The following is a 24039-nucleotide window of genomic DNA, read 5'->3' on the forward strand; positions in this document are numbered from 1 at the left end:
CGTCCATCAGCAGCGTGTAGTAGGCGGCGTCGCCCTTGTAGGGGCAGTGGGTCGAGCGGCCGGTGCGGCTCATGTACTCCATCGCCACGTCCTGGCGCGGGAAGTAGACGCGGGCCGGGTAGTCGGCCTCGCGCAGGATCAGGGCGTCGTTCGAATCGCCGATCACGTGGCCGGCGAAGCGCGCGCGCCAGCGGTTGCTCGCCGCCTCGATGGTGATGGGATGGTCGGGGCCGGGGGTCTTCATGGCGGCGTCTCCTTCGCAGGTGAGAACGCCCGGGCTGCGAGCCGGGCTCCGCATCGGCGTCAGATGGGGCGCAGCCTTGCTTGTGCTTAGCGGGGGTGCGTGATTTTCTCCCCGCAAATGCGCCCAGGCGGGAAAGTGCTTCCCCAAGCTTGAGCGCCGGCCAGGAACCGCGCCCCCTATGAACTCCATTGTCCTTCTCGGCATCGTCGTCACGGTGGTGACCGGCGTGCCCGTGATCCTGCAGCTGCGCAAGAACCACCCGCGCGGTCTGATCATCCTGTTCTTCGCCGAGATGTGGGAGCGGTTCTCCTACTACGGGATGCGCGGCATCCTGATCTTCTACCTGACGCAGCACCTGTTGTTCGACGACAAGACGGCGAGCGCCCAATACGGGTCCTACACCTCGCTCGTGTACCTGTTGCCGCTGGCCGGCGGGATCATCGCCGACCGCTGGCTGGGCACCCGCAAGGCCGTGGCGTTCGGGGCGTTGCTGCTGGTCGCGGGTCACCTGACCATGGCCATCGAGGGCCACCCGGCGCAGCAGACGCTGCAGTACGCCGGCCAGAGCTATCCAGTTGCCGCCGAGGGGCGGATGGAGAGCCGGCAGGTTCACCTGATGGTGGCGGGAAAGCCCTATGAGTTCGGCCCGGCGCCCGACGGCGGCATGGCGATCAAGAACCTGCCGGCAGGGGCGCCTCTGCCCGCCGACCTGCCCAAGGGCTCCTACGCGATGACGGCCAAGGTCGATGCGTTCGGCAAGATGGCCTTCTACATCGCCGTCAGCCTGATCATCATGGGCGTCGGCTTCCTGAAGCCCAACATCTCGACGATCGTCGGCCAGCTCTATCCGCAGGGCGATCCCCGGCGCGACAGCGGCTTCACGCTCTACTACTACGGCATCAACCTGGGGGCCTTCTGGGCCTCGGTGCTCTGCGGCCTGGTGGGGGAGAGCATCGGCTGGTGGGCCGGCTTCGGCCTGGCCGGCATCGGGATGAGCGCGGGCTTCATCGTCTTCATGCTCGGCCGCAAGTACCTGGAGGGCCATGGCGAGCCCCCCGCCCCGGCCGCGCTGCAGGAGAAGGTGGTCGGCCCGCTCAACCGCGAGTGGGCGATCTACGCCCTGGGACTGCTCGGCGTGATCCCGGTCTATTTCCTGGTGCAGGTCAACAGCGTCGTAGGCTGGGGGCTGGGCGTCTGTACGGTCCTGTCGATCCTCTACATCGCCTATTTCATGACGGTGAAGTGCACGCGGGTGGAACGCGAGCGGATGGGCCTGGCGCTGGTGCTGATCTTCGGGGCGGTCGTGTTCTTCACCCTCTTCGAGCAGGCGGGCACCTCGCTCAACCTGTTCGCGGCGCGCAACGTCGACCTGATGGGCATATCGGCGGCGCAGACCCAGTCGTTCAACGCCGGCTTCATCCTGATCTTCGCCCCGATCTTCGCGGCCATGTGGGCCTGGCTGGCCGCCCGCGGACGCGACCCGGACCCGACGATGAAGTTCGGCCTGGGCCTCGTGCAGGTGGGCCTCGGCTTCCTGGTGGTCGTCTGGGCGCAGGGCCTGGCGGACGAGCATTTCCGCATGCCGCTGTTCATGCTGGGCCTGCTCTACCTGCTGCACACCACGGGCGAGCTCTTCCTGTCGCCGGTGGGCCTGTCGGAGATCACCAAGCTGTCGGTGGCCTCGATCGTCTCGTTCATGATGGCGGTGTGGTTCCTGTCGTCCTCGATCGCCCAGTTCGTCGGGGGCAAGATCGCGGGCCTGATGGGGGCCGAGACCGTCGGCGGCCAGGTGCTCGACCCGCACGGCGCGCTGGTGACCTCGCTCGACGGCTTCAACAAGCTGGGCTGGGCCGGCGTCGGCTGCGGGGTGGTGTTCATCGCCGCCAGCTTCTTCATCAAGGGCTGGGCGAACGGCGCCAATGACGCGCGCGGCCCGGTCCAGCCGGAACCCATCGCGCCGACCCTGGACGGCGAGCGCCAGGCTGTGAGCCCCGCGGCCGTGCAGGCCGACCGCAAGGCGTGATGCCTCAGCCGCGGTTGGCCCTCGCTATCGTCAGCCGAAGTTCCGCAGCACCCGCACGTAGATGCCGCGCGGGAAGTGGAACTGGCGGTCCTGTATGTCGGGCTGGCCGCCGGCGCTGCGCGGACCCGGGAAGATCTGGATCGTGTCGCGGAAGCGGACCTGCGGCGCGGTCGCTAGCGGCAGCTCCATGCGCAGGCTCCAGGTCGGGTTGGGCTTCCACTCGGCATAGGGCCGCACATAGGTCTGCAGCTTGATCGTCTCGATCAGGTTGAAGCGGTAGTAGGACTTCCGGAAGCCGCCATAGAGGTCGACACCCAGGTTGACCTTGTAGCGCGCCAGGTCCTGGCTGAAGGTGGCGTTCCAGTCGTTCGGGTGCAGGCCGGAAATCTCGCGCTTCTCATGCGTCGTCGGATCGGTCACCTCCGACCAGCGCCGCAGCACCTCGCCTTTCAGCAGCGCGCCCTTCCAGCCGAACGCGTCGAACGGCAGCGCGAAGTCGAGCATCAACACGTCCTTCGTCCCTGCGCCGATGTTGGTGGGCCGGTCGAAGACCGTACCGTCGGGGGCGAAGACCGGGCCGCGGTCGACCACGTCGGTGATCTTGAAGTGCTGGGCGGTCAGGATGAGGCTTGCGCCCTTCCACAGCTGCTGTTCGGCCGCGACCTCGGTCACCCAATCCTGCTCCGGATTGAGGTCCGGGTTGCCGGCCGTGATGCCCACGCCGGTGGTCAGGTTCGAGGAGGCGACGAAGTCGTTGAAGTCGAGCTGGCCCACCTCGCGCTCGATGCGCACGCGCAGCTGGGTGGCGGGCGTCGGCGTCCAGCTCACCGCCAGGCGGGGCTTGGCGAACTTCAGGCTCTTGGAGAGGCCCACGTCGCCCGTCGAGGAGATGTCGGAGCTCTCGTATCGAACGCCGGCGTCGGCAGTCCATCGGGCGGTGGGCCGCCAGGTCGCCCTGGCGAACGTCTCGCTGCGCTTCTCCTCCACCTGCACATCAGCGGCGGGCAGCGCTTGGGCGACCTGATCGATGGTGAAGCGCGTGCGGCTGTCCAGCTTGTTGTCGGCGTATTCGACGCCGGCTTCCGCCGAGATGGCTTCCCCAAACCGGCGCTTGACCACGCCGCGCAGGATCGCCTCGCTGCTTTTGGCGTGGTTGAAGAAGTCGCTGTCGGATCCCTGGATCGACGAAGATGAGTCCGTGTCCCGGTCGCGGGTGGTGCGCAGCGCCACCAGCTCCAGGTTGGTCGCGTCCCCGAAGGCGCGGCTGAAGCGTCCGCCGACCTCCGTATCGGTGGTCTTCTGGACATAACCGAAGGTCTGGATCTCGGGCGTGGGCGAGACAATCCGGTCGAGCTCGGGCTCTTTGAACTTCTCCTGGTAGAGGCGGCCGTTGAGCCGCAGGCGGCCGCCGAGCAGGGGCGTCTCCACCGCGCCGGTGGCCGAGCCGTTGGTGTCGAGGCCCTTGGAATCCAGCAGCGCGATCTCGGCGGGCCGCCCGTCGGCGAAGATGACCTGGCTGCGGCCCGTGGAGACCGAATCGTCGGGGCCGCTGCCTTCCCGCAGCGCCGCCTCCCAGGTGCGCTCGCCCCAGGCGCCGGAGGCCTCGGCGCGAACGCCTGCGAAATTGCGACCGTCGCTGGTGGTGTAGTTTGCCACCGACAGCAGGCCGCGGGCGCCGCCGCCCTTCCTGGTGACGACGTTGGCGATCACCGTCTTACCCTGCATGTCGATGCCGGGCGCGCCGCCGCGGATCACGTCGATGCGCTCCACCTTCGAGGCGGGGAGGCGCTGCAGGATCAGGTCGAGGGAGTCGCTCTTCGACGACGGACGCTGGCCGTCGATCAAGGCGTTGCCGGCGGCGCCTTCGAAGCCGCGCACGCTCGCCCCGGTGTCCAGCGTGAAGCCGGGGATGCGGGCCAGCATGTCCAGGGCGTTGTTCGGGTTGAGGTCGGCGAAGAAAGCCGGCGCATAGCTCACCACCCCCTGCTGCGCGGCCGCCGGCGCGGGGGCGGGCGCGGCGATAGCCTGCGCGAGCATCCAAAGCAGCATGTGGCCCCACTCACTCCCCAGAAAGCCCGGCAGGTGACCTGCGCCGGCTCGCCCACGCTAATTAAATGCCGGTAAGGTGGATTAAATTGCTGAAATGTCGCCGGTCATAGGAACCGGCGCCGCAGATCTCAGTCGTCGATTCGGGAAATAAAAATTACAGAGGTAATTCACCAAGTCAATCGCGCTGGAACTCGGCCCCGTGGGACGAAGGCTGTCCGAGGCGACAGGCGGTATAAATTCGTTACTTGGCAAATTCACTAACTGCTGGCAGGTGACGAACTTCCTCCATCGGCGCACAAGGGATGGCTGCATGCCGAGCTATGACTTCGTGACCTTGGATGTCTTCACCGACCGCCGGTTCGGCGGCAATCCGCTGGCCGTCTTCCCCGACGCGCGGGGTCTTTCAGACGCCGACATGCAGGCGCTCGCGGCGGAGTTCAACCTGTCGGAGACCACTTTCGTCCTGCCGCCGGAAGATCCGTCGCACACGGCGCGCGTGCGCATCTTCAACCGCACCGCCGAGATGCCCTTCGCGGGCCATCCCAACGTGGGGACCGGCTATGTCCTGGCAGGCCTGGGCCGCGACCGGGATGGCGCCCTGGCGTTTGAGGAGCTGGCTGGACTGGTGGAGGTCCGGGTCACGCGCGACGCGTCGGGCGGGCTGATCGGCGCGGTGATCGACGCGCCCCGCCCATTGGCGCTTGGCCCGGAGCTCACCGCGGCTCAGGTCGCGGCCTGCGCGGGGCTGGCGCCCGCCGACGTGGTCACCACGGCCCACCGCCCGGTGCAGGCCTCGCTGGGCGTCGACTTCTTCTTCGCCGAGGTGACGGAGGAGGCGCTGGCGCGCGCGGCGCCGGACGTGGCGGGCTTCCGCAAGACCGCCGGCGAAACCGGAGCTGGCGGCGATCGGCTGTCGCTGTTCCTGTACGCGATGCCCGGCGAAAGCGTCCGCGCGCGGATGTTCGCGCCGCTGTCCGGCACCTTCGAGGATGCCGCGACCGGCAGCGCCAGCGCGACGCTTGCCGCCTTGCGCCTGTCACTGAGCGGCGCGGCCGAGGCGCGCTACGAGATCACCCAGGGAGTCGAGATGGGCCGGCCGAGCCGGCTCAGCGTCAGCGCGCTGCGGGGGCCGGACGGGATCCGGGCCTCGGTCGGCGGCGGCTGCGTGCCGGTGTTCCGCGGCGAGGTCAGCCTCTGACCTTTGCCGTCGAGGTCCCGCGGGGCGCGCGGTCGACTAGAGGCTGGTCCCGCCGACCGTCAGCCCGGTGATCTTCAGCGACGGCTGGCCGACGCCGACCGGGACGCTCTGGCCGGCTTTGCCGCAGACGCCGACGCCGGGGTCGAAGCCGAAGTCGTCGCCGATCATGGTCACGCGGGTCAGCGCCGAGGGGCCATCGCCGATCAGGGTCGCGCCCTTCACCGGCGCCGTGATCTTGCCGTCCTCGATCAGGTAGGCCTCGGTGCACTGGAAGACGAACTTGCCGTTGGTGATGTCCACCTGGCCGCCGCCGAAATTGGCGCAGTAGAGCCCGCGCTTGGTCGAGGCGATCATCTCCTCGCGCGGCGTCTCGCCGCCCATCATGCCGGTGTTGGTCATCCGCGGCATCGGCAAGTGGGCGTAGGATTGGCGCCGTCCGTTGCCGGTGGCGGTCAGGCCCATCAGCCGCGCGCTCATCCGGTCATGCATGTAGCCCACGAGAATGCCGTCCTCGATCAGCACGGTACGGCCTGTCGGCGTGCCTTCGTCGTCGATGGTGAGCGAGCCGCGGCGGCCTTGGATCGCCCCGTCGTCGAACACCGTCACGCCCGGCGCGGCCACCCGCTCGCCGATGCGTCCGGAAAAGGCCGAGGTGCCCTTGCGGTTGAAGTCGCCCTCCAGCCCGTGGCCCACCGCCTCGTGCAGCAGGACGCCGTTCCAGCCGGGCCCCAGCACCACGTCCATCTCGCCGGCGGGGCAGGGGACGGCGTCGAGGTTGACCAGCGCCTGGCGCAGCGCCTCGTCGACCTGTTCCTGCCACTTGTCGGGAGTGATCCACGCCTCGAAGCCCGCGCGGCCGCCGGCGCCGGAATAGCCGCTCTCGCGCTTGCCGTCGCGCTCGACGGTGAGCTGGACGTTGATCCTGGCGAGCGGCCTGATGTCGCGGATCAGCCGGCCGTCGGCGCGCAGGATCTCCACCGTCCGCCGCTCGCCGGCCAGCGAGGCCATCACCTGCACGACGCGCGGATCGCGCCCGCGCGCCCAGGCGTCGATCTCCTGCAGGAGGGCGACCTTGTCGGCGAAGTCGGGGGAGGCCAGCGGATCGTCGTCGCCGTAGAGCCTGGCGTTGGTCGCGCGCGGGCTCTCGGCAGCTGTGCCCGCGTAGCCCCGCTTGGCGAGCGCCGCGGACTGGCCGGCGCGGGCGATGGCGGCCTCGGAGATCTCGCTGGCGTGGGCGTAACCGGCGGTCTCGCCGGCCACCACGCGCAGGCCGAAGCCCTCGGTGGCGTCGAAGGCCGCCGACTTCAGCCGGCCGTCGTCGAACAGGAAGGACTCGCTTTCGGAGCGCTCGACGAACAGCTCGCCGTCGTCGGCGCCCTTCAGGGCCTCGCCGAGGATGGTTTCGGCGCGCTTGGGATCGACTCCGGCGGAGTCGAGGATCGAGGGGGCGGGGGTGTGGGCGTTCATGCTAGGAAGATAGGGAGGGATACCCTCAGCGTCATCCCTCTAACTCCGCCCGGCCGTCCGGTGATTCCCCGAACACGAATTGGCGAAACCCCGCGAAAACGGGGCGGTTCGAGTTGCATCCTACCCTTGCGCGGACGGCCTGGCCGCGGGCGCGTCCTAGCGCCTTGGCAAGCCCAAGGGATGCGCGTATGCACCCGCGATGAAGGGCCAAGCGGCGTGAGAACGTCAGCGCGCGCCGTTATGTACAGTCGGCGGGATCGTCAGATTCGCGTGGCGTGGCCGGCCAACCAGACCGAGGGGACATGAAGTCTAGGTTTCAGGGGATGCGGGCGCTGGCGACGGGGATCGCGACGGGCGCCCTGACGGCGTTCTGGGGTGCTTCGGCTTTCGCGGCAGATCTGATCGGCCAGCCCACCGACGGCGCGATCGACATGCAGCCCGGGGTCACGCCCCTCAAGCACGACGCCATCTTTTTCCACAACGTGATCCTGTTGCCGATCATCACGGCCATCACGCTGTTCGTGGCGGCGCTCCTGCTCTGGTGCATTTTCCGCTTCAACAAGAAGCGGAACCCGGTTCCGGCGAAGTGGAGCCACAACACCCCGCTCGAGGTCGCCTGGACGCTGGTTCCGGTGCTGATCCTGGTGGTGATCGCCGTGTTCTCGTTCAGGCTGCTGTTCGAGTATCACGACATGCCCAAGCCCTACATGACCGTGAAGGCCACCGGCTATCAGTGGTACTGGGGCTACGAATACCCCGATCAGAAGATTCCGGAGTTCGTCTCCAACGTCCTCCCCGAGGACCAAGCCAAGGCCAAGGGCGTGCCTTACCGACTGGCGGCCACCCAGCCGCTCGTGGTCCCGGTCAACCGGACGGTCCAGGTGCTGGTCACCGGCTCCGACGTGATCCACGCCTTCGCCGTTCCGGCTTTCGGGGTGATCATGGACGCCGTTCCCGGCCGGGTGAACTCGACCTGGTTCAAGGTCGATCGGATCGGCACCTACTACGGCAGCTGTCGCGAGCTCTGCGGCGTCGATCACGCCTTCATGCCCATCGAGGTCAAGGTCGTCAGCCAAGCCGATTTCGACGCCTGGGTGGCTTCGAAGAAAGGCGCCAAGCCCGCCGCCACGCCGACCACCAATGCCGCGATCGCCAACGCCGCCGGCGGCTCCAACACCCCGGCGGTGACGCCTGCCCAGGCCTCGCCGGCCGGGGCAACACCCAGCCCGCAGCCCGCGCCCAAGGCGCCGGCGACCTATTGATCTTGGGACCCGAGTAAGATGGCCTACGGCGCAAAGACCCACGACGACAGCCACGACAGCCACGATCACAAGCCGGGCTTCATCGTCCGCTGGCTGTTCTCCACCAACCACAAGGACATCGGCACGCTCTACATCCTGTTCGCCATCATGGCGGGGCTGGTGGGCGGGGCGCTGTCGGGCCTGATCCGCTGGGAGCTCTATGAGCCGGGGATCCAGATCTTCCAGCCGCATTCGCTGATCGCCCAGCTGGGGCTGATCGAGGGCTCCAAGCATGGCTACAACGTCGTGGTCACCGCCCACGCCCTGATCATGATCTTCTTCATGGTCATGCCGGCGATGATCGGAGGGTTCGGCAACTGGTTCGTGCCGCTGATGATCGGCGCGCCGGACATGGCCTTCCCGCGGATGAACAACATCTCGTTCTGGCTGCTTGTCGCCTCGTGGATCATGATGTGCACGTCGATGTTCGTCGACGGCGGACCAGGACGAGGGTTCGGCGGCGGGTGGACCATGTACGCGCCGCTATCGACGTCCGGTCACCCCGGCCCGGCGATGGACTGCGCGATCCTCGCCATCCACCTGGCCGGCGCCAGTTCGATCCTGGGCGCCATCAACTTCATCACCACCATCTTCAACATGCGAGCGCCCGGCATGACGCTGCACCGCATGCCACTGTTCGTCTGGTCGATCCTGGTGACGGTGTTCCTGCTGCTGCTCTCGCTGCCCGTGCTGGCCGGCGCGATCACCATGCTGCTCACCGACCGCAACTTCCACACCCACTTCTTCGACGCGGCGGGCGGCGGCGACCCGGTGATGTACCAGCACCTGTTCTGGTTCTTCGGGCACCCAGAGGTCTACATCCTGATCCTGCCGGGCTTCGGGATGGTCAGCCACATCGTGGCGACCTTCTCGCGCAAGCCGGTGTTCGGCTATCTGGCCATGGCCTACGCCATGGTGGCCATCGGGTTCATCGGGTTCCTGGTGTGGGCCCACCACATGTTCACCACCGGCCTGAACGTGAACCTCACGGCCTATTTCGTGGCCGCCACCATGGTCATCGCGGTGCCCACGGGCATCAAGGTGTTCAGCTGGATCGCGACGATGTGGGGCGGATCGATCGACTTCAAGACGCCCATGCTGTGGGCGATCGGCTTCATCTTCCTGTTCACGCTCGGCGGCGTCACGGGCGTCGTGCTGGCCAACGCCGGCGTCGACTACCAATTCCAGGACACCTACTACGTGGTGGCTCACTTCCACTACGTGCTGAGCCTGGGCGCGGTGTTCGCGATCTTCGCCGGCTTCTACTACTGGTTCGAGAAGATGTGGGGCGTGAAGTACCGCGAGTGGCTGGGGGCGACCCACTTCTGGATCACCTTCGTGGGCGTCAACGTGATCTTCTTCCCGCAGCACTTCCTGGGCCTGCAGGGGATGCCGCGTCGCTACGTGGACTATCCGGAAGGCTTCGCCTTCTGGAACAAGGTGTCGTCGATCGGCTATGCGATCACGCTCGTGGGCGTGGGCGTGTTCATCCTCGTCCTGCTGGATGCGATGGTCTTCCGCCGCAAGGCCGAGGCCAACCCGTGGGGCGAAGGCGCCACGACGCTCGAGTGGACGCTGCCCTCGCCGCCGCCGTTCCACCAGTTCAGCGAGCTGCCGGTGATCAAGGCCGACGTCCACTAAGGTGGGCGGGGGCGGTCCGCGCCCCCTCCACCACGCCCATAGAGGGGCGCGGTCCCCCTCCCCCGTCGTCTACGCGACAGGGGAGGAACGGGTTCGCGCCCCTCGATCATTTTAGAGTATCGTCCGATGGCCATGTCTCCGGCCCTTTCCACCGTCGCCGCCCCCGCCCGCTGGCAGGATTTCGTGCAGCTCATGAAGCCGCGCGTGATGTCGCTGGTGGTGTTCACAGCCCTCACCGGTCTGGTCTGCGCCGGCCATGCGGTGCATCCGGTCCTGGCCGCGGTCGCCATCCTCTGCATCGCCGTGGGCGCCGGCGCGTCAGGCGCGCTCAACATGTGGTACGACGCCGACATCGACGCCAAGATGCGCCGCACGCGCGGCCGCCCGGTGCCGGCCGGCCGTGTGCAGGGCGCCGACGCGCTGGCGCTGGGCGTGGTGCTTTCGATGTTCTCGGTCATGCTGATGGGCATGGCGTTGAACTGGCTGGCCGCGGGCCTGCTCGCCTTCACCATCTTCTTCTACGCGGTCGTCTACACGGTGTGGCTGAAGCGGTTCACGGCGCAGAATATCGTGATCGGCGGGCTGGCGGGCGCGCTGCCGCCGGTGATCGGCTGGGCGGCGGCGACCGGCTCGGCGCCGCTCAACGCCTGGCTGCTCTGCGCGATCATCTTCATGTGGACCCCGCCGCATTTCTGGGCGCTGAGCCTCTACACCAGCGAGGACTACGAGCGGGCTGGCGTGCCGATGATGCCAGTGGTGGCCGGCGCCGCCTCCACGCGGCGCCAGATCCTGGTCTACAGCCTGCTGTTCACGCCGCTCTGCCTCGTGCCGGCCCTCACCGGCCTGGGCGGGCCGATCTATCTGGCCGTGGCGGGTCTTGGCGGGCTGGTGTTCCTGTTGCTCGCCTGGCGGCTCTTTCGCAGCCATGCCGGGGAGACCGGCGGACAGCGCAACGATGACGGCCTCTATGGCGTTCGCGCCGGGGCCAAGGACGCGCGCAACCTGTTCGCCTTCTCGATACTCTATCTGACGCTGCTCTTCGCCACCCTGCTGGTGGAGCATCTGATGAGGGTCAAGCCGCTGGAGCTTCTGCGATGAGCGATCCCGCCCGCGAGACCGAAGTCGAGGCCCGCGCGCGGCGCGGCCGCAACATCGCGCTTGCGCTGGGCTTGGTGCTGTTCGTGATCCTCGTGTTCGTCGTCACCCTCGTGCGGTTGAAGGGAAATGTCACAAACCAACCCTTCTGACCGCCAGCCGCGCGGCAAGCTTGGCCGCAACGGCGTCGTCGCCCTGGTTTGTGGCGCCGTGTTCGTCGGAATGGTCGGCGCGGCCTATGCGTCGGTGCCGCTCTACCGCGCGTTCTGCCAGGTCACCGGCTACGGCGGTACGGTGCGCAAGGCCGAGACCGCGCCGGACAAGGTGCTCGACCAGACCCTGCTGATCCGCTTCGACACCAACGTCCGCGGCCTGCCGTGGGATTTCACCGCCGAGCAGACCGACCAGACGGTGAAGATCGGCGAAACCAAGGTCGCGGTCTTCAAAGTCACCAATCATTCGGACAAGCCGGTGACGGCCCGCGCGGTCTTCAACGTCGTGCCGGAGCAGGCCGGGGTCTACTTCCGCAAGCTCTCCTGCTTCTGCTTCTCCGATCAGACCGTGGCCGCCGGCCAGACAGTGGAGATGCCGGTGCTCTATTTCGTGGACCCGAAGTACGCCCAGGACTTCGAAACCCGGGGCGGCAAGGTGGTGACGCTCTCCTACACCTTCTTTCCGGCCGTCGACGCCAAGCCCCAGACGGCGGCGGCGGGGAAGCCATCGAAGGTTGGCTGACGGCGTCCGGCGCCGCCCCTTTCCCCTTGGCGGAGGCGGCGCTGCAGGGCTATAGCGTCACGCGAACCGGTCGTCAGCGCGGGGGTGAGTCCTGCGCCCGGGGTCGCGCGTTTGTGAGGGACTAGGACCGAAGATGGCCGAAGGCGTGAAGCACGACTACCACCTGGTCAATCCGTCGCCCTGGCCCCTGATCGGCTCGATCTCCGCCACGGTGATGGCGCTGGGCGGCGTCACCTGGATGAAGGGCCTGTTCGGCCTGCCGGCGCATACCGCCTGGCTGTTCTTTGCGGGCCTGGCCGGCGTGATCTTCACGATGATCGTCTGGTGGCGCGACGTGGTGATCGAAGCCAACGAGGGCGACCACACGCCGGTCGTCTCCATCGGCCTGCGCTACGGGATGATCCTGTTCATCGCCTCGGAGGTGATGTTCTTCGTCGCCTGGTTCTGGATCTTCTTCGAGATGGCGCTGTTCCATCACGTCCGGTCGATTTCATCGATCGAGGAGGTGCGCACCGCCTGGGCGACCTGGCCGCCGAAGGGGGTCGAGACGGTGCCGGCCTTCCAGTTGCCACTGGTCAACACGCTGACGCTCCTGCTGTCAGGTACCACCGTGACCTGGGCGCACCACGCGCTACAGACGGGCGACCGGCGCGGGGCGAAGATCGGCCTCTTCCTGACGATCTGCCTGGGCGTGCTGTTCACCTCGATCCAGGCCTACGAGTACAACCACATCATCGAGCACAAGTACTTCTTCTCGGAGGAGGCGGCGAACGCCGGGCTCTACGGCTCGTCCTTCTTCATGGCGACCGGCTTCCACGGCTTCCACGTGCTGATCGGGACGATCTTCCTGACCGTCTGCCTGATCCGCCTGCTGGGCGGCGGCTTCACCCCGCAGAAGCACTTCGGCTTCGAGGCGGCGGCCTGGTACTGGCACTTCGTCGACGTGGTGTGGCTGTTCCTGTTCGCCTTCATCTATGTGATCTTCGGTTCCCACGGCGGGGGCTAGCGGCGGGCCTGGATGGCAAAGCCCAATCCTCTGCTGGCGGGCGCGGCCGGGCGCTGCCCCAACTGCGGAGCGGGCCATCTCTTCGAGGGCTTCCTGAGAGTGTCGCCGCGGTGCGAGGCGTGCGGCTTCGACCTGGCCGCGGCCGACAGCGGCGACGGCCCGGCGGTGTTCGTGATCCTGATCGCCGGCTTCGTGGTGGCCTTCGGCGCGCTGTTCACCATGGTCGCCTTCCGCACGCCGGTGTGGCTGACGCTGCTGATCTGGCTGCCGATGACGCTGGTCATCTGCCTGGTGCTGCTCAGGCCCATGAAGGGGCTGATGCTGGCCGCCCAGTTCATGAACAAGGCCGGCCAGGCGCGCCATGACTGACGCGCCCCGATGACGGAAGCCTGGGAGCCGCAGATCGAGCCGCGGGCGGCCAAGCCGCAGGCGCGCGGCTTTCCCGTCGGCGCGACCCTGGCCGCGGCCATCGCCTTTGCGATCCTCATTGGCTTGGGCGTTTGGCAGCTGCAGCGGCTGAAGTGGAAAGAGGCCCTGCTGGCCGACATCGCGCGCGCCGAGGCCGCGAAGCCCGTGCCGATCGACGACGTGCTCGCGGGCGCGGTCACCCCGAAAACGGAATTCGTCCGGGTCACAGCGTTCTGCCGGGGACTTGCTACGGCCCCGGCGCTTGAGCTGTACAGCCTACGGCAAGGCCAGATCGGCGCGCGGTTGATCTCGGCTTGCCCGCTTCCGGGCGATCCCTATCGCTCGATCCTGGTGGACCGTGGCTTCATTCCCGACACCGTAACGGCCCGTCCGGTTGTCGATGCCTCCCGGCTCGATCCGGTGGCTGTGACCGGCGTCCTGCGCGCCGGCGAGCGCGGCAACTTCACAACCCCCCACAACACGGCGGCCAAGTGGTACCTGCATGACGCCAATGCCATGGGCCGGGCCCTGCACGCCGACCCGCCGACAGCTCCGCTGTTCCTGATGGCCGAGACCAGCACCAATCCGGATTTCAAGGCTTTGGAGCCGGCCCCGTTCCCCATCGACATCCCCAACCGGCATCTTGGGTACGCGCTTACCTGGTTCGGCCTTGCCGGAGCCCTGGCCGGCGTCTATGCCGCCGCTCTCTTCAAAAGGATGCGGGGCTGATGCGGTACGTCTCCACCCGGGGGCAGGCGCCTTCGGTCGGCTTCGTGGATGCGGTGCTGGGCGGACTGGCGCCCGACGGCGGCCTCTATGTGCCCGAGACCTGGCCGCAGATTTCCGCGCAGGAGATCGCCGGCTTCGCCGAGCGGCCCTACGCCGAAGTCGCCGCCCGGGTGATCGGCGCCTTCGCCGGCGACGAGATCGCGCCCGCCGACTTGCTGGAGATGTGCCAGGAGGCCTACTCGACCTTCACCCACGCCGCGGTCGTGCCCCTGACCCAGCTGCAGCCGGGCCTGTTCATCGCCGAGCTGTTCCACGGTCCGAGCCTCGCCTTCAAGGACGTGGCCATGCAGATCCTGGCCCGGCTCTACGACCACCTGCTGGGCTCGCAGAAGCGCTCCCAGACCATCCTCTGCGCCACCTCCGGCGACACCGGCGGGGCGGCGGTCGAGGCCTTCCGCGGCCGGCGCAACGCGCGGGTCGTGGCCCTGTTCCCGGAGGGCCGCATCTCCGAGGTGCAGCGGCGGTTCATGACCACGGCCAGCGAGGCCAACGTCGCCTGCGTGGCGGTGAAAGGCTCGTTCGACGACTGCCAGGCAATCGTCAAGCAGGCCTTCCAGGACCAGAGCCTGCGCCAGGCGGTGGATCTTTCGGGCGTCAATTCGATCAACTTCGCGCGGATCGCCGCCCAGGCGGTCTACTACTTCACGACGGCGACCGCGCTCGGAGCGCCGTCCCGGAAGGTGTCGTTCTGCGTGCCCTCGGGCAATTTCGGCGACGCCTTCGCGGGCTACGCGGCCCAGCGCATGGGCCTGCCCATGGGCAAGATCCTGGTCGCCACCAACGCCAACGACATCCTGGCGAGGACCTTCGAGACCGGGCGCTATGCTCGCGGCAAGGTTTGCCAGACCATGTCGCCGGCCATGGACATCCAGTCGGCCTCCAACTTCGAGCGGCTGTATTTCGAGGGCGTGAACCGCGAGGCGACCGAGACGGCGCGGGCCTTCGCCGCCTTCGCCGACAGCGGGGCCATCGACGTGCCGCCGCAGGCCTTTGCGGCCATGCGCGAGCTGTTCCGCGGCGTCTCCGTCAGCGAGGACGACACCGCGCGGGCCATGCTGCGGACGCTGAACGAGACCGGCGAGCTGATCGACCCGCACACCGCGGTGGCCATCTCGGCCCTGCGCCGCGTCAACGGCATCGAAGGGCCGGTGGTGGTGATGTCCACGGCGCACCCGGCCAAGTTCCCCGAGGCTGTCGCCAAGGCCTGCGGCGTGACGCCCGAGCTGCCGCGCGGCGTCGCCACCCTGGCCAGCCGGCCGGAGCGCTTCGACCGGCTGCCCGCGGATGCCGAGACCATCAAGGCCTATGTCCGCGCCTTTGCAGGAGCCTGAGGCCATCACGCCCTCCAGCACGCCCCCGAAGACGCCCAAGGTCCACACGCTGGGGAACGGCGTCCGCGTGGTCTGCGACCCGATCCCCGGCCTGCAGACTGTCGCCTTGTCGGTAGTGGCCGGACGTGGTGCGCGGGCCGAGGGCGAAAGCCGGTCGGGCTGGTCGCACCTTCTGGAGCACATGGTCTTCAAAGGCGCCGGCGGCCGCTCGGCGCGCGAAATCGTCGAGGTCATCGAGGCGCAGGGCGGCAACATCAACGCCGCCACCGGCTATGAGCGGACCAGCTTCCAGATCCGCGCCCTGGCCGGCGGCCTCGACCTCGGCTCGGCGGTGATCGCCGACCTCGTGCAGCGCCCGACCCTGGATGAAGCCGACCTGACCCGCGAGAAGCAGGTGGTGGCCCAGGAGATCGCCGAGGCGGCCGACGCCCCCGACGACCTGGTGTTCGAACTGGCGCAGACCGCGGCCTTCGAGGGCCAGCCGCTGGGCCGCCCGATCCTGGGCACGCCGCAGTCCATCGGGACGGCGACGCCGGAGGCCTTGAGCGCCTGGCGGGCAAGCCTCTACGGGCCGAAGACGCTGGTGGTCAGCGCGGCCGGCGCGGTGGATGAGGACGAGCTGCTGCGGCTGGCGGAGCGCGACTTCGGCCACTCGGCGGACGGTGATGCGCCGCCCGCGGCGCTGGAGCCCGCGCACTTCGTCGGCGGCCAGCGGCCGGTGGCGAAGAAGCTCGAGCAGGCCAATCTCGTGTTGCTGCTGCCGGCGGTGGGCGTGAAGGACGAGGCTTATTTCGCGCTGCGCCTGCTGGCCGAGATCCTCGGCGGCGGCATGGCCTCGCGGCTGTTCCAGGAGGCGCGCGAGAAGCGCGGCCTGGCCTACGCCATCGACGCCTATTCGGAGACCTATGCCGACGCCGGCGTGCTGGGGGTCTTCGCCGGCTGCGCAGCGGCCGACGCTGCGGAGCTCGCCCGGGTGGCGGCGGGCGAGATCGCCGGCATGCTCAAGCCGGTCGGCGAGGCGGAGCTCGCCCGCGCCAAGGCACAGCTGAAGGGGGCGATGTTCATGGGCCGCGAAGGGGCGCTGGCCCGCGCCGAGCAGGCCGCCGGCCAGGTGCTGCTGTTCGGCCGCACGCTCGATCCGGCCGAGGTCGCCGCCGAGGTGGACGCGGTGACGCCCGCCGACCTGGTGGCCCTGACCGAGCGCATCCTGGCCCACGGGCGCGCGGCGATGGCGGTGCTCGGCCCCAAGGCGGCGCTGAAGGCCGGCCCGGCGTTCGAGGCCGCGCTGTTCGGCTAGCTTTTCGGCGCCGCAATCCCGCCGCCTTGCAGGCGCGGGGCAATTGCGCGACTTTCTCCCATGGCCCTGCTGGACTGGATCGCGCCGGAGAGCGGACTTCGCGTCGATGGCGAGGGTGTCAGCCTGCGGCCGCCCAGGGCCTCGGACTACGCGGAATGGCGCGAGCTGCGCGCCGTGAGCCGCGGCTTCCTGCAGCCGTGGGAGCCCACATGGCCGGCCGACGACCTGGGCCGCGCGGCCTATCGCCGGCGGCTGATCGCCTATGCGCGCGACCGGGACGCCGGCGCCGCCTATCCGTTCTTCGTGTTCCGCGACGGCGACGGCGCCCTCACCGGCGGCATAACGCTTTCCAACGTGCGCCGCGGCGTCGCCCAGATGGGCTCGGTCGGCTACTGGTGCGGCAGGCCGTTCGCCCGCCACGGCCATACGCTGGCCGCGGTCCGCGCGCTCAGCGACTTCGCCTTCCGGACCCTGACCCTCCACCGCCTGGAGGCCGCCTGCATACCCGAGAACGTCCCCTCGCGCCGATTGCTGCTGAAAGCCGGCTTCGACGAGGAGGGATTCGCCAAGGCTTATCTTAAAATTAACGGCGTCTGGCGAGATCATGTCCTGTTCGGATTGATCTCGCCCTTCAAGAGGCTGGAGGGACCGGACGAAGGCGTGTCGGTCTGACCGACGCTTGCGGTGGTGCTGTTCCCTTGGCGATGCCGAACGACCGTTGGATGTGGGACGCCACCTCGACGCTTGAAGCGTTGGGCGCGGCCGACGTCGCCCTGTGGGTGTGGGAGCCCGAGCGCGACCGCATGCGGCTCACCGGCGCCACCCGCGCGCTGGGACTGGGCCCGCTCGCCCCCGACTGCTCGTCCGCCGCCCTGCGGGCGCTCGCCCTGCCGCAGGACCGCGCCTATGCCGAAGACATCCTGCGCGTCCAGGAGCCGGGCACGGAGGTGGCGGTACGGCTGCGCATGCGCGGCGCCGGCATCTCCATCTGGCGGGGCGTCTGGCTCGAGGAGGGCTGCCGCGCCGCCGGCGTGGTGGCGCCCGAGACGCGCTTCGCGGCCTCCGACCAGGACCTGCTGACGGGTCTGCTGGATCGCCGCAGCTTCATCACCCGAGCCCGCGAACAGCTGCAGGTCCCGGGCCGCTACGAGGTGATCGTCGCCGACCTCGACCGCCTGCGCCGCCTGAACGAGGCGCTGGGCCACGAACGCGCCGACCTGGTGCTGGCCGCGCTCGGCTCGCGCCTGGCCGCCGCCTTTCCGCCGGACGCCATCCTGGCGCGCATCGGCGAGGACGAGTTCGCCGCCATGGCTTTGGCCGGGGCCTCGCCGGGCGCGGAGATGCTGCGCCGGGCGCTGGAGCAGCCACTACGCGTGGCCGGCTTTGATATCCATCCGACGCTGTCCATCGGCGCGGTGGAGGCCCACGGCGGGGCCGACGCGCCGGAAGCGGCAGAACTGCTGCGGCGCGCGGAGCTGGCCGTGGAGTCCGCCAAGAGTCACGGCCGCGGCGGGGCCGCCGCCTACGGCCGCGGCCTTGAAAGTGACGGGCTGTCCCGCCTGGCGCTGGAGGGCGACCTGAAGGGCGCGCTGGGCCGTGGCGAGCTCGTACCCTTCTACCAGCCGATCGTGCGGCTCTCGACGGGCGCGCTCTCCGGCTTCGAGGCCCTGGTCCGCTGGCGCCACCCGCGCCGCGGCCTGCTGCTGCCCGACAGCTTCCTGGGGCTCTGCGAGGAGATGGGGCTGATGGAGGAGCTGGGCGCGATGATGATGCGCGAGGCGGCCCGGCAGCTCGCCGCCTGGCGGACCAAGCACAGGGCGGCCGGCGAGCTGACCGTCGCGGTCAACCTTTCCATCGGCGAGATCGACCGGCCGGAGCTGGTGGCGGACGTGGCCGCCATCCTTCAGGAGACCGGCCTGCCCCCGGGCGCGCTGAAGCTGGAGGTCACCGAGGGCGACGTGATGCGCGATCCGGACCGCGCGGCGGTGATCCTGAACGAGCTGCGCGCCGCCGGCGCCGCCCTGGCGCTCGACGATTTCGGCACCGGCTTCTCGTCGCTGTCCTACCTCACGCGCCTTCCCTTCGACACGCTGAAGATCGACCGCTACTTCGTGCGCACCATGGCCACCAACGAGGGCTCGCTGAAGATCGTGTCCTCGGTGGTGAAGCTCGGCCAGGACCTGGCGCTGGAGGTCGTGGCCGAGGGCGTCGAGAATGCCGGCATGGCCCGCCAACTGCTGGCGCTGGGCTGCGACTACGGCCAGGGCTTCGGCTATGCGCCGGCGCTGTCGGCCCAGGAGGCCGAGGTCTACCTCAACGAAAGCTACGTCGACGGCGCCGCCCCGGTGAAGGCCAGGGGCTCGCGGGGTTAGGCCCGCCCCGCCGCCGAGCTCAGGCGCTCGGGGTCGACGCCGAGCTTGGTCAGCGCCCGACCCCATTTGCGGTCGTAGTCGTGGGCGAAGATCAGGTCCTCGTCAGGCTCGCAGGTCAGCCAGACGTTCTGCTTGATCTCGTTCTCCAGCTGCCCCGCGCCCCACCCGGCGTAGCCGAGCGCCAGCAGGCTGCGGGAGGGCGCGCCATTGTGGGTGGCCATGGCCTCCAGCACCTCGCGGGTGGCGGTGAGGGCGAAGTCAGCGCCCACCTCGATGCTGTGCTCGCCGTGGTAATCGCTGGTATGCAGCACGAAGCCCCGTTCGCGCTCGACCGGCCCGCCCATCAGCACCAGGTCGGGCGGAAGCTTGATGGTCGACTTGATCTCCAGGCGCTCAAGCAGGTCCGGCACGGTCAGGCCGCCGATGGGCCGGTTCAGCGCCAGCCCCATCGCGTGCTCCTCGTCGTGGGCGCAGATCAGGATCAGCGCGCGCTCGAAGCGCGGGTCGGAGATGCCCGGCATGGCGATCAACAGCTGGCCGGAGAAGAATCCGCCTTCCATCGCCTCGACATTTGACCCCGAACGTGGCGCTTTCAAGTGTCGTTCGCGGCGCCGGCTTGCGGTGCGCCGAGATGACGCTATTTGCGGACGCTAAACGTCAGAGGACGAAGACCCATGACCATCAAAGTCGGCGACAAGCTGCCCAGCGTAACGCTCACCCAGGCGACCGCCGAGGGTCCGAAGCCGGTGACCACCGATGAGTTCTTCAAGGGCAGGAAGGTGGCGCTGTTCGCCCTGCCGGGCGCCTTCACCCCGACCTGCTCGGCCAAGCATCTGCCCGGCTTCAAGCAGCTGGCCGGCGAGATCAAGGACAAGGGCGTCGACGCGATCGCCTGCCTGTCGGTCAACGACGCCTTCGTGATGCGCGCCTGGGCCGAGGACCAGGCGGTGGGCGAGGACATCGTCATGCTGGCCGACGGCGGGGCGGCCTTCACCGACGCGGTGGGCCTGGCCTTCGACGCCTCGCGCTTCGGCATGGGCAAGCGCTCGCAGCGCTATTCGATGATCGTCGACGACGGCGTGGTGAAGGAGCTGAACATCGAGGAAGGCGGCGAATTCCGCGTCTCCGCCGCCGACTACCTACTGGCGCAGCTCTAAATCATCCCTACGACCTAGCCCTTGGCGGCCGCCAGGATCGGGCCGCCGGGTCCGGCCTGGACCAGGATGGCGGTCCTGAGGCCCGCGGGGCCGGCGGGGACGGCGTAGCTGCGCTGGCCTCCGCTCCAGTCGCCGAGCCGGGTCAGCTCACGCACCACGTTCTTGTGCGGCAGGGTCTTGCCGCCGTTCTCACCGCGCCGGATCGGCACCTGCACGACGTTGGGGTCGTAGCGGACCAGCCAGACGTCCGCGGCGCGCCTGGGCGCCGGGCCGGCGATCGCCACGCGGGCCGCCTGCAGGGTGACGGCCGGACCGCCGGCGGCCAGCGGCGCGCTGTGCAAGGCGCCTTCGATCTCGGAAACCCGCTGGCCGACCACGTCGCGGCGGCCGTTGACCACCACCTGCGGGGTGCCGACGTTGTCGTGCCGGAGGCCCTTGGCATAGTCCCACTGGCGGTCGGTGAACTTCTTCTGGGCGAAGGTGTCCTTCCAGCCGAGCTGGTCCCAGTAGGTGACGCCGAACGACAGCGCCAGGATCTGGGGCCGGGCGGAGAGTTCGGCCACCGCGGCGTTGGCCGGCGGGCAGGAGGAGCAGCCCTGGCTGGTGAACAGCTCCACCACCTGCAGCGGAGCGGCCGGCTGGGCGAAGGCCGGCGCGGCGAACGCCAGCAAGGTGGCGGCCAGGCCGCCTGCGATCCGTCGGTTCATGGTCATCTCCGGCAAAGCTCCCCAGGAGGTTCGATGACAGGTTCGCATGGGAACGCGGTTCGGTTACCAAGGCCCGGTTTGTAACCTTTCAGCCGTTTGTCGCGAATTCCCTGAAGGCGGCGTTGGACGACATCGAACCCAGACTGCGAGGCCTGATGCTCGCCGGCCTCGCCGGGGAGGCCCGGCCCTATCGCCGGCTGCTGGACGAGCTCAGCGGATTGCTGCGCGCCTATTACGGCCGCCGCGCGCCGCCGGGCGTCGACGCCGAGGACCTGGTGCAGGAAACCTTGATCGCGGTGCACACGCGCAGAGCCACCTATGACGCCGGCCAGCCGTTCACCGCCTGGGCCTATGCGATCGCTCGCTACAAGCTGATCGATGCGCTGCGCCGCGGCCGGGCGCACTTGCGCGCTCCCGTGGAGGACGCCGACGCCCTGTTCGTCCCGGCCGGCGCCGAGGCCGCCATGGCGGCCCGCGACCTGGAACGGGTGCTGGCCGGCCTGCCGGCGCGCACCCGCGAGCTGATCCTCGACGTGAAGGTCGAGGGCCTTTCGACCCGCGAGGCGGCGCAGAAGCACGGCATGAGCGAATCCGCCGTTAAGGTGGCCGTGCACCGCGGCCTGAAGACGCTCGGCGGCAAGTACGGAGGCTCGGCCGCGCATGAAGACTGACGAGCTGATCCAGAGCCTGACCGGCGAACTGGCCCCGGTGGCGCCGGGCGCGGTGGCGCGGCGGATCGCGGCGGGGCTGGGCGTCGGCGTGCTGGTCTCGACGGGGGTGATGCTGGCCTGGCTCGGCCTGCGCCCGGACTTCGCGCAGGCGGTCTCGACCCCGATGTTCTGGATGAAATTCGGCTATGCGGCGGCCACCGGCCTGATCCTGGCCGCGCTCCTGACCCGTCTGGCGAAGCCCGCCGCCCGCCCGGGTGTCCTGGCCGCCATGGCCGCTGCGCCCCTGGCGGTGGTTGCGGCGATGGCGCTGTTCCGGTTCGCGAACGCTCCGCCGGAGATGCACCGCGCCCTCCTGATGGGCCACAGCTCGTCGGCGTGTCCCTGGCGGATCCTGGTGATCGGCCTGCCGCTGCTGGCGGGCGCGGTCTGGGCGATGCGGGGGCTCGCGCCGACCCGCCTGCTGCTGGCCGGGCTGGTCGCGGGCGGTTGCGCCGGCGGCCTCGGCGCGGCCGTCTACGCCTTCGCCTGCGAGGAGACCTCGGCCCCGTTCCTGGCCATCTGGTACACCCTCGGCATGGCCCTGGTGGCCGGACTGGGCGCGCTGGCGGGCTCACGCCTGCTGAGGTGGCGCTAGGCGGTCGGGAACGGCTTGCTCACGTAGCGCGAGCCCCGCTCCCCGAAACGCCATGGGACGTCGATCGCCTTGGTGATGCCGATCCTGGGGCCGACGGCGATTTCCGCCGGCGGACCCGGTTCGAGCGCGAAGGGCGCGTGGTCTATCCGCAGGCCGTTGTGCGCCCGGGTCACGGCGAGCGCCTGGCAGAGGCGTCCCGGGCCGGAGCACAGCAGGCGCGGATCCTCCACTCCGCGGCGGGCGATCATCAGGTCTGTCCCCCTAGTCGGCTCCAGCGCGCGGATCAGCACCGCGCTGCCCGGGGTCGGGCCGCAGACGAGGTTCATGCACCAGTGGATGCCGTAGGAGCGGTAGACGTAGATCACGCCCGGCGGCCCGAACATCACCGCGTTGCGCGGCGTCGGGCCTGCGAAGCTGTGCGAGGCGGGATCCTCGAAATGATAGGCCTCGGTCTCGACGATGCGGCCGCCGACCCCGTCCATCGTCAGCGTCCAGCCGATCAGCCGGCGGGCGGCGTCCACTGAGGGGGCCGAGAACAGCTCGGCTTGACGGCGCTGGGCCTCGGGGCGCGAAATAGGGCCAACCATAAGGGAGGATTTCGCATGCCGTACGTCGAGGGCCAAACCATCCACGACGCCGACTCCCACGTGATGGAGCTGCCGGGGACGATCAACCGCTACATCGACCCCAAGTTCCGCGACGCCTTCGTGGCCAAGACCGGGCGCAAGGACGTGCTGCCCGAGTGGTTCGCCAAGGCCGCCGCCCAGCAGGAAGACCCCGAGTTCCGGGCCGGCGCCGAGGCCAACATCCTGCTGCGCAAGAACTACGAAGCCCTCGGCGCCTTCCGCGCGGAGGACCGGCCGGCGACTCTCGACCACCTGGGGTTCGCCAGCCAGCTGGTGTTCACCACCGCCTGCCTCTCCAACTTCGGCCTGGAGCAGATGGGCGAGGTGGAACTGGCGCTGGAGACCGCCCGCGCCCACAACCGGATGATGACCGAGTTCTGCTCGGTGGACCGCCGGCTGCTCGCCACCGGCTATGTGCCGCTGATCGACCGGGCGCGCGCGCCGCAGATCGCCCGGGAGGCCATCGCGCTGGGCGCCAAGGCCCTGGTGATCCCCTCGCGCCATCCGCCGGGCTTCTCGCCCAGCCACGTGGAACTCGATCCCCTGTGGGCGCTCGCCCAGAAGGCCGGTCTGCCGATCCTCTTCCACGTGGGCGGCGAGGAGAAGATGCACCGCGACTACCTGGAAAACGGCCTGCCGTTCGTGAAGGACATCCACGGCGGCGACGAGAACTAAACCACGCTGACCTTCATGGCGATACCGCTCAGTCTGTGGCAGACGCTGTCGGCGCTGGTGATCGACGGGGTGTTCGACCGCTTCCCGCGGCTGAAGTGGGGGGCGATCGAGCTCGGCGCCTCGTGGCTGCCCAGCCTGATGCATTTCCTGGACTCAGGCGTCGCGGCCTTCGGCAAGGAGGAGCGGCTGCAGAAGCTTTCGGGCAAGCCCAGCGAGATCCTGCGCCGCCAGTTCCGCGCCACGCCCTATCCGCACGAGGATGCGCGCTGGATCATCGAGAACTCGGGCGAGGAGATGGCGATGTTCTCCTCCGACTTCCCGCACGTGGAAGGCGGGCGCAATCCGCTGAAGCGGTTCAACGACAGCCTGGCCGGGGTCTCCGAAGCCGCTCGGCGCCGGTTCTTCCGCGACAACTTCATCGACCTGATGGGGAAGGGCCTCGACCCCGCGTTGCACGACCTGCCGGAGCTGCGGGCGGCTTGATCTAGTGTCCCGATTCCGAAGTTCGCAAGCGCTTGCGGCTGGCTTTGGCGAACTTCGGAATCGATCAGGACACTAGCAAGTATATGTTTCTAGTGTGCTTTCTTGGATTTGAAGTTCGCTCGGCGCGTGG

At 69.1% G+C, this 24039-nt stretch carries 23 protein-coding genes and 1 pseudogene; 18 read left to right on the top strand and 6 right to left on the bottom strand.

From position 1 onward, the window contains the following. Window positions 1-244 (bottom strand): DUF427 domain-containing protein (locus JWP28_RS17785; protein WP_299545023.1); only part of this gene is annotated, 244 nt, incomplete at its 3' end. Between the two features lie 178 nt (window positions 245-422). On the opposite strand from JWP28_RS17785, the gene JWP28_RS17790 reads away from it, so the two are divergent. Continuing rightward, entirely contained in the window at window positions 423-2267 is a 1845-nt protein-coding gene (locus JWP28_RS17790; protein ID WP_299545025.1) for an oligopeptide:H+ symporter, read from the top strand. A 30-nt stretch (window positions 2268-2297) separates the two neighbouring features. Here JWP28_RS17790 and JWP28_RS17795 read toward each other — a convergent pair whose 3' ends face one another. Further along, window positions 2298-4316, bottom strand: a complete 2019-nt coding sequence (locus tag JWP28_RS17795) for a TonB-dependent receptor (protein WP_299545027.1) — start codon at window positions 4314-4316, stop codon at window positions 2298-2300. 310 nt (window positions 4317-4626) lie between these two features. Between JWP28_RS17795 and JWP28_RS17800 the strand changes: the two genes are divergently transcribed. After that, entirely contained in the window at window positions 4627-5514 is an 888-nt protein-coding gene (locus tag JWP28_RS17800; protein WP_299545028.1) for a PhzF family phenazine biosynthesis protein, read from the top strand. Between the two features lie 36 nt (window positions 5515-5550). Here JWP28_RS17800 and tldD read toward each other — a convergent pair whose 3' ends face one another. Further along, window positions 5551-6981, bottom strand: a complete 1431-nt coding sequence (gene tldD / locus JWP28_RS17805; protein WP_299545029.1) for a metalloprotease TldD — start codon at window positions 6979-6981, stop codon at window positions 5551-5553. A 302-nt stretch (window positions 6982-7283) separates the two neighbouring features. Between tldD and coxB the strand changes: the two genes are divergently transcribed. From coxB to JWP28_RS17865, 12 genes are all read left to right on the top strand, one after another. Then, window positions 7284-8243 carry a cytochrome c oxidase subunit II gene (gene coxB, locus JWP28_RS17810; protein ID WP_299545030.1) on the top strand — a complete coding sequence of 320 codons (960 nt, stop codon included), beginning with the start codon at window positions 7284-7286 and terminating at the stop codon, window positions 8241-8243. Window positions 8244-8261: 18 nt separating this feature from the next. After that, window positions 8262-9923 (top strand): cytochrome c oxidase subunit I, encoded by a 1662-nt coding sequence (gene ctaD, locus JWP28_RS17815; protein WP_299545031.1) that lies wholly within the window; start codon window positions 8262-8264, stop codon window positions 9921-9923. A 126-nt stretch (window positions 9924-10049) separates the two neighbouring features. Next, the gene (gene cyoE / locus JWP28_RS17820; protein WP_299545032.1) at window positions 10050-11021 is read left to right on the top strand and encodes a heme o synthase; all 972 of its coding nucleotides are present in this window, start codon (window positions 10050-10052) and stop codon (window positions 11019-11021) included. Beyond that, window positions 11018-11170 carry a hypothetical protein gene (locus JWP28_RS17825; RefSeq protein WP_299545033.1) on the top strand — a complete coding sequence of 51 codons (153 nt, stop codon included), beginning with the start codon at window positions 11018-11020 and terminating at the stop codon, window positions 11168-11170. Before cyoE ends, JWP28_RS17825 begins: the two co-directional genes overlap by 4 nt. Next, window positions 11148-11753: a cytochrome c oxidase assembly protein gene (locus tag JWP28_RS17830; RefSeq protein WP_299545034.1), complete on the top strand. Its 606-nt coding sequence runs from the start codon at window positions 11148-11150 to the stop codon at window positions 11751-11753. The genes JWP28_RS17825 and JWP28_RS17830 overlap by 23 nt, the downstream gene beginning before the upstream one ends. A gap of 133 nt (window positions 11754-11886) precedes the next feature. After that, complete coding sequence (locus tag JWP28_RS17835) at window positions 11887-12759, top strand: cytochrome c oxidase subunit 3 (protein WP_299545036.1); 873 nt, start codon at window positions 11887-11889, stop codon at window positions 12757-12759. Between the two features lie 12 nt (window positions 12760-12771). Beyond that, entirely contained in the window at window positions 12772-13128 is a 357-nt protein-coding gene (locus JWP28_RS17840) for a DUF983 domain-containing protein (protein ID WP_299545038.1), read from the top strand. A gap of 9 nt (window positions 13129-13137) precedes the next feature. After that, window positions 13138-13896 carry an SURF1 family protein gene (locus JWP28_RS17845; protein WP_299545040.1) on the top strand — a complete coding sequence of 253 codons (759 nt, stop codon included), beginning with the start codon at window positions 13138-13140 and terminating at the stop codon, window positions 13894-13896. Continuing rightward, complete coding sequence (gene thrC / locus JWP28_RS17850) at window positions 13896-15287, top strand: threonine synthase (protein WP_299545041.1); 1392 nt, start codon at window positions 13896-13898, stop codon at window positions 15285-15287. Before JWP28_RS17845 ends, thrC begins: the two co-directional genes overlap by 1 nt. After that, the gene (locus JWP28_RS17855) at window positions 15262-16584 is read left to right on the top strand and encodes a pitrilysin family protein (RefSeq protein ID WP_299545042.1); all 1323 of its coding nucleotides are present in this window, start codon (window positions 15262-15264) and stop codon (window positions 16582-16584) included. Before thrC ends, JWP28_RS17855 begins: the two co-directional genes overlap by 26 nt. A 60-nt stretch (window positions 16585-16644) precedes the next feature. Beyond that, window positions 16645-17256 (top strand): GNAT family protein, encoded by a 612-nt coding sequence (locus JWP28_RS17860; RefSeq protein ID WP_299545044.1) that lies wholly within the window; start codon window positions 16645-16647, stop codon window positions 17254-17256. A 32-nt stretch (window positions 17257-17288) separates the two neighbouring features. Continuing rightward, window positions 17289-18956: a bifunctional diguanylate cyclase/phosphodiesterase gene (locus JWP28_RS17865; protein WP_299545055.1), complete on the top strand. Its 1668-nt coding sequence runs from the start codon at window positions 17289-17291 to the stop codon at window positions 18954-18956. Here JWP28_RS17865 and JWP28_RS17870 read toward each other — a convergent pair. Then, complete coding sequence (locus JWP28_RS17870; protein ID WP_299545046.1) at window positions 18953-19516, bottom strand: YqgE/AlgH family protein; 564 nt, start codon at window positions 19514-19516, stop codon at window positions 18953-18955. The genes JWP28_RS17865 and JWP28_RS17870 overlap by 4 nt on opposite strands. 114 nt (window positions 19517-19630) lie before the next feature. Here JWP28_RS17870 and JWP28_RS17875 point away from each other — a divergent pair, with 114 nt between their 5' ends. Then, window positions 19631-20113 carry a peroxiredoxin gene (locus JWP28_RS17875; protein ID WP_299545047.1) on the top strand — a complete coding sequence of 161 codons (483 nt, stop codon included), beginning with the start codon at window positions 19631-19633 and terminating at the stop codon, window positions 20111-20113. Between the two features lie 14 nt (window positions 20114-20127). Here the strand turns inward: JWP28_RS17875 and JWP28_RS17880 are convergent, their stop codons facing one another. After that, the gene (locus JWP28_RS17880; RefSeq protein WP_299545048.1) at window positions 20128-20820 is read right to left on the bottom strand and encodes a thioredoxin family protein; all 693 of its coding nucleotides are present in this window, start codon (window positions 20818-20820) and stop codon (window positions 20128-20130) included. Between the two features lie 122 nt (window positions 20821-20942). Between JWP28_RS17880 and JWP28_RS17885 the strand changes: the two genes are divergently transcribed. Both JWP28_RS17885 and JWP28_RS17890 read left to right on the top strand, forming a co-directional pair. Then, window positions 20943-21491 (top strand): sigma-70 family RNA polymerase sigma factor, encoded by a 549-nt coding sequence (locus tag JWP28_RS17885; RefSeq protein WP_299545050.1) that lies wholly within the window; start codon window positions 20943-20945, stop codon window positions 21489-21491. Then, window positions 21481-22125 (top strand): DUF1109 domain-containing protein, encoded by a 645-nt coding sequence (locus tag JWP28_RS17890; RefSeq protein WP_299545052.1) that lies wholly within the window; start codon window positions 21481-21483, stop codon window positions 22123-22125. Before JWP28_RS17885 ends, JWP28_RS17890 begins: the two co-directional genes overlap by 11 nt. Here JWP28_RS17890 and JWP28_RS17895 read toward each other — a convergent pair. After that, window positions 22122-22712 carry a DNA-3-methyladenine glycosylase gene (locus JWP28_RS17895; RefSeq protein ID WP_299545053.1) on the bottom strand — a complete coding sequence of 197 codons (591 nt, stop codon included), beginning with the start codon at window positions 22710-22712 and terminating at the stop codon, window positions 22122-22124. The genes JWP28_RS17890 and JWP28_RS17895 overlap by 4 nt on opposite strands. Before the next feature lie 63 nt (window positions 22713-22775). Here JWP28_RS17895 and JWP28_RS17900 point away from each other — a divergent pair. Then, window positions 22776-23909 (top strand): annotated as a pseudogene (locus JWP28_RS17900) (amidohydrolase family protein). Window positions 23910-24039 lie beyond the last annotated feature (130 nt).

Source organism: Phenylobacterium sp. (assembly GCF_028290885.1).
Classification (GTDB): domain Bacteria; phylum Pseudomonadota; class Alphaproteobacteria; order Caulobacterales; family Caulobacteraceae; genus Phenylobacterium.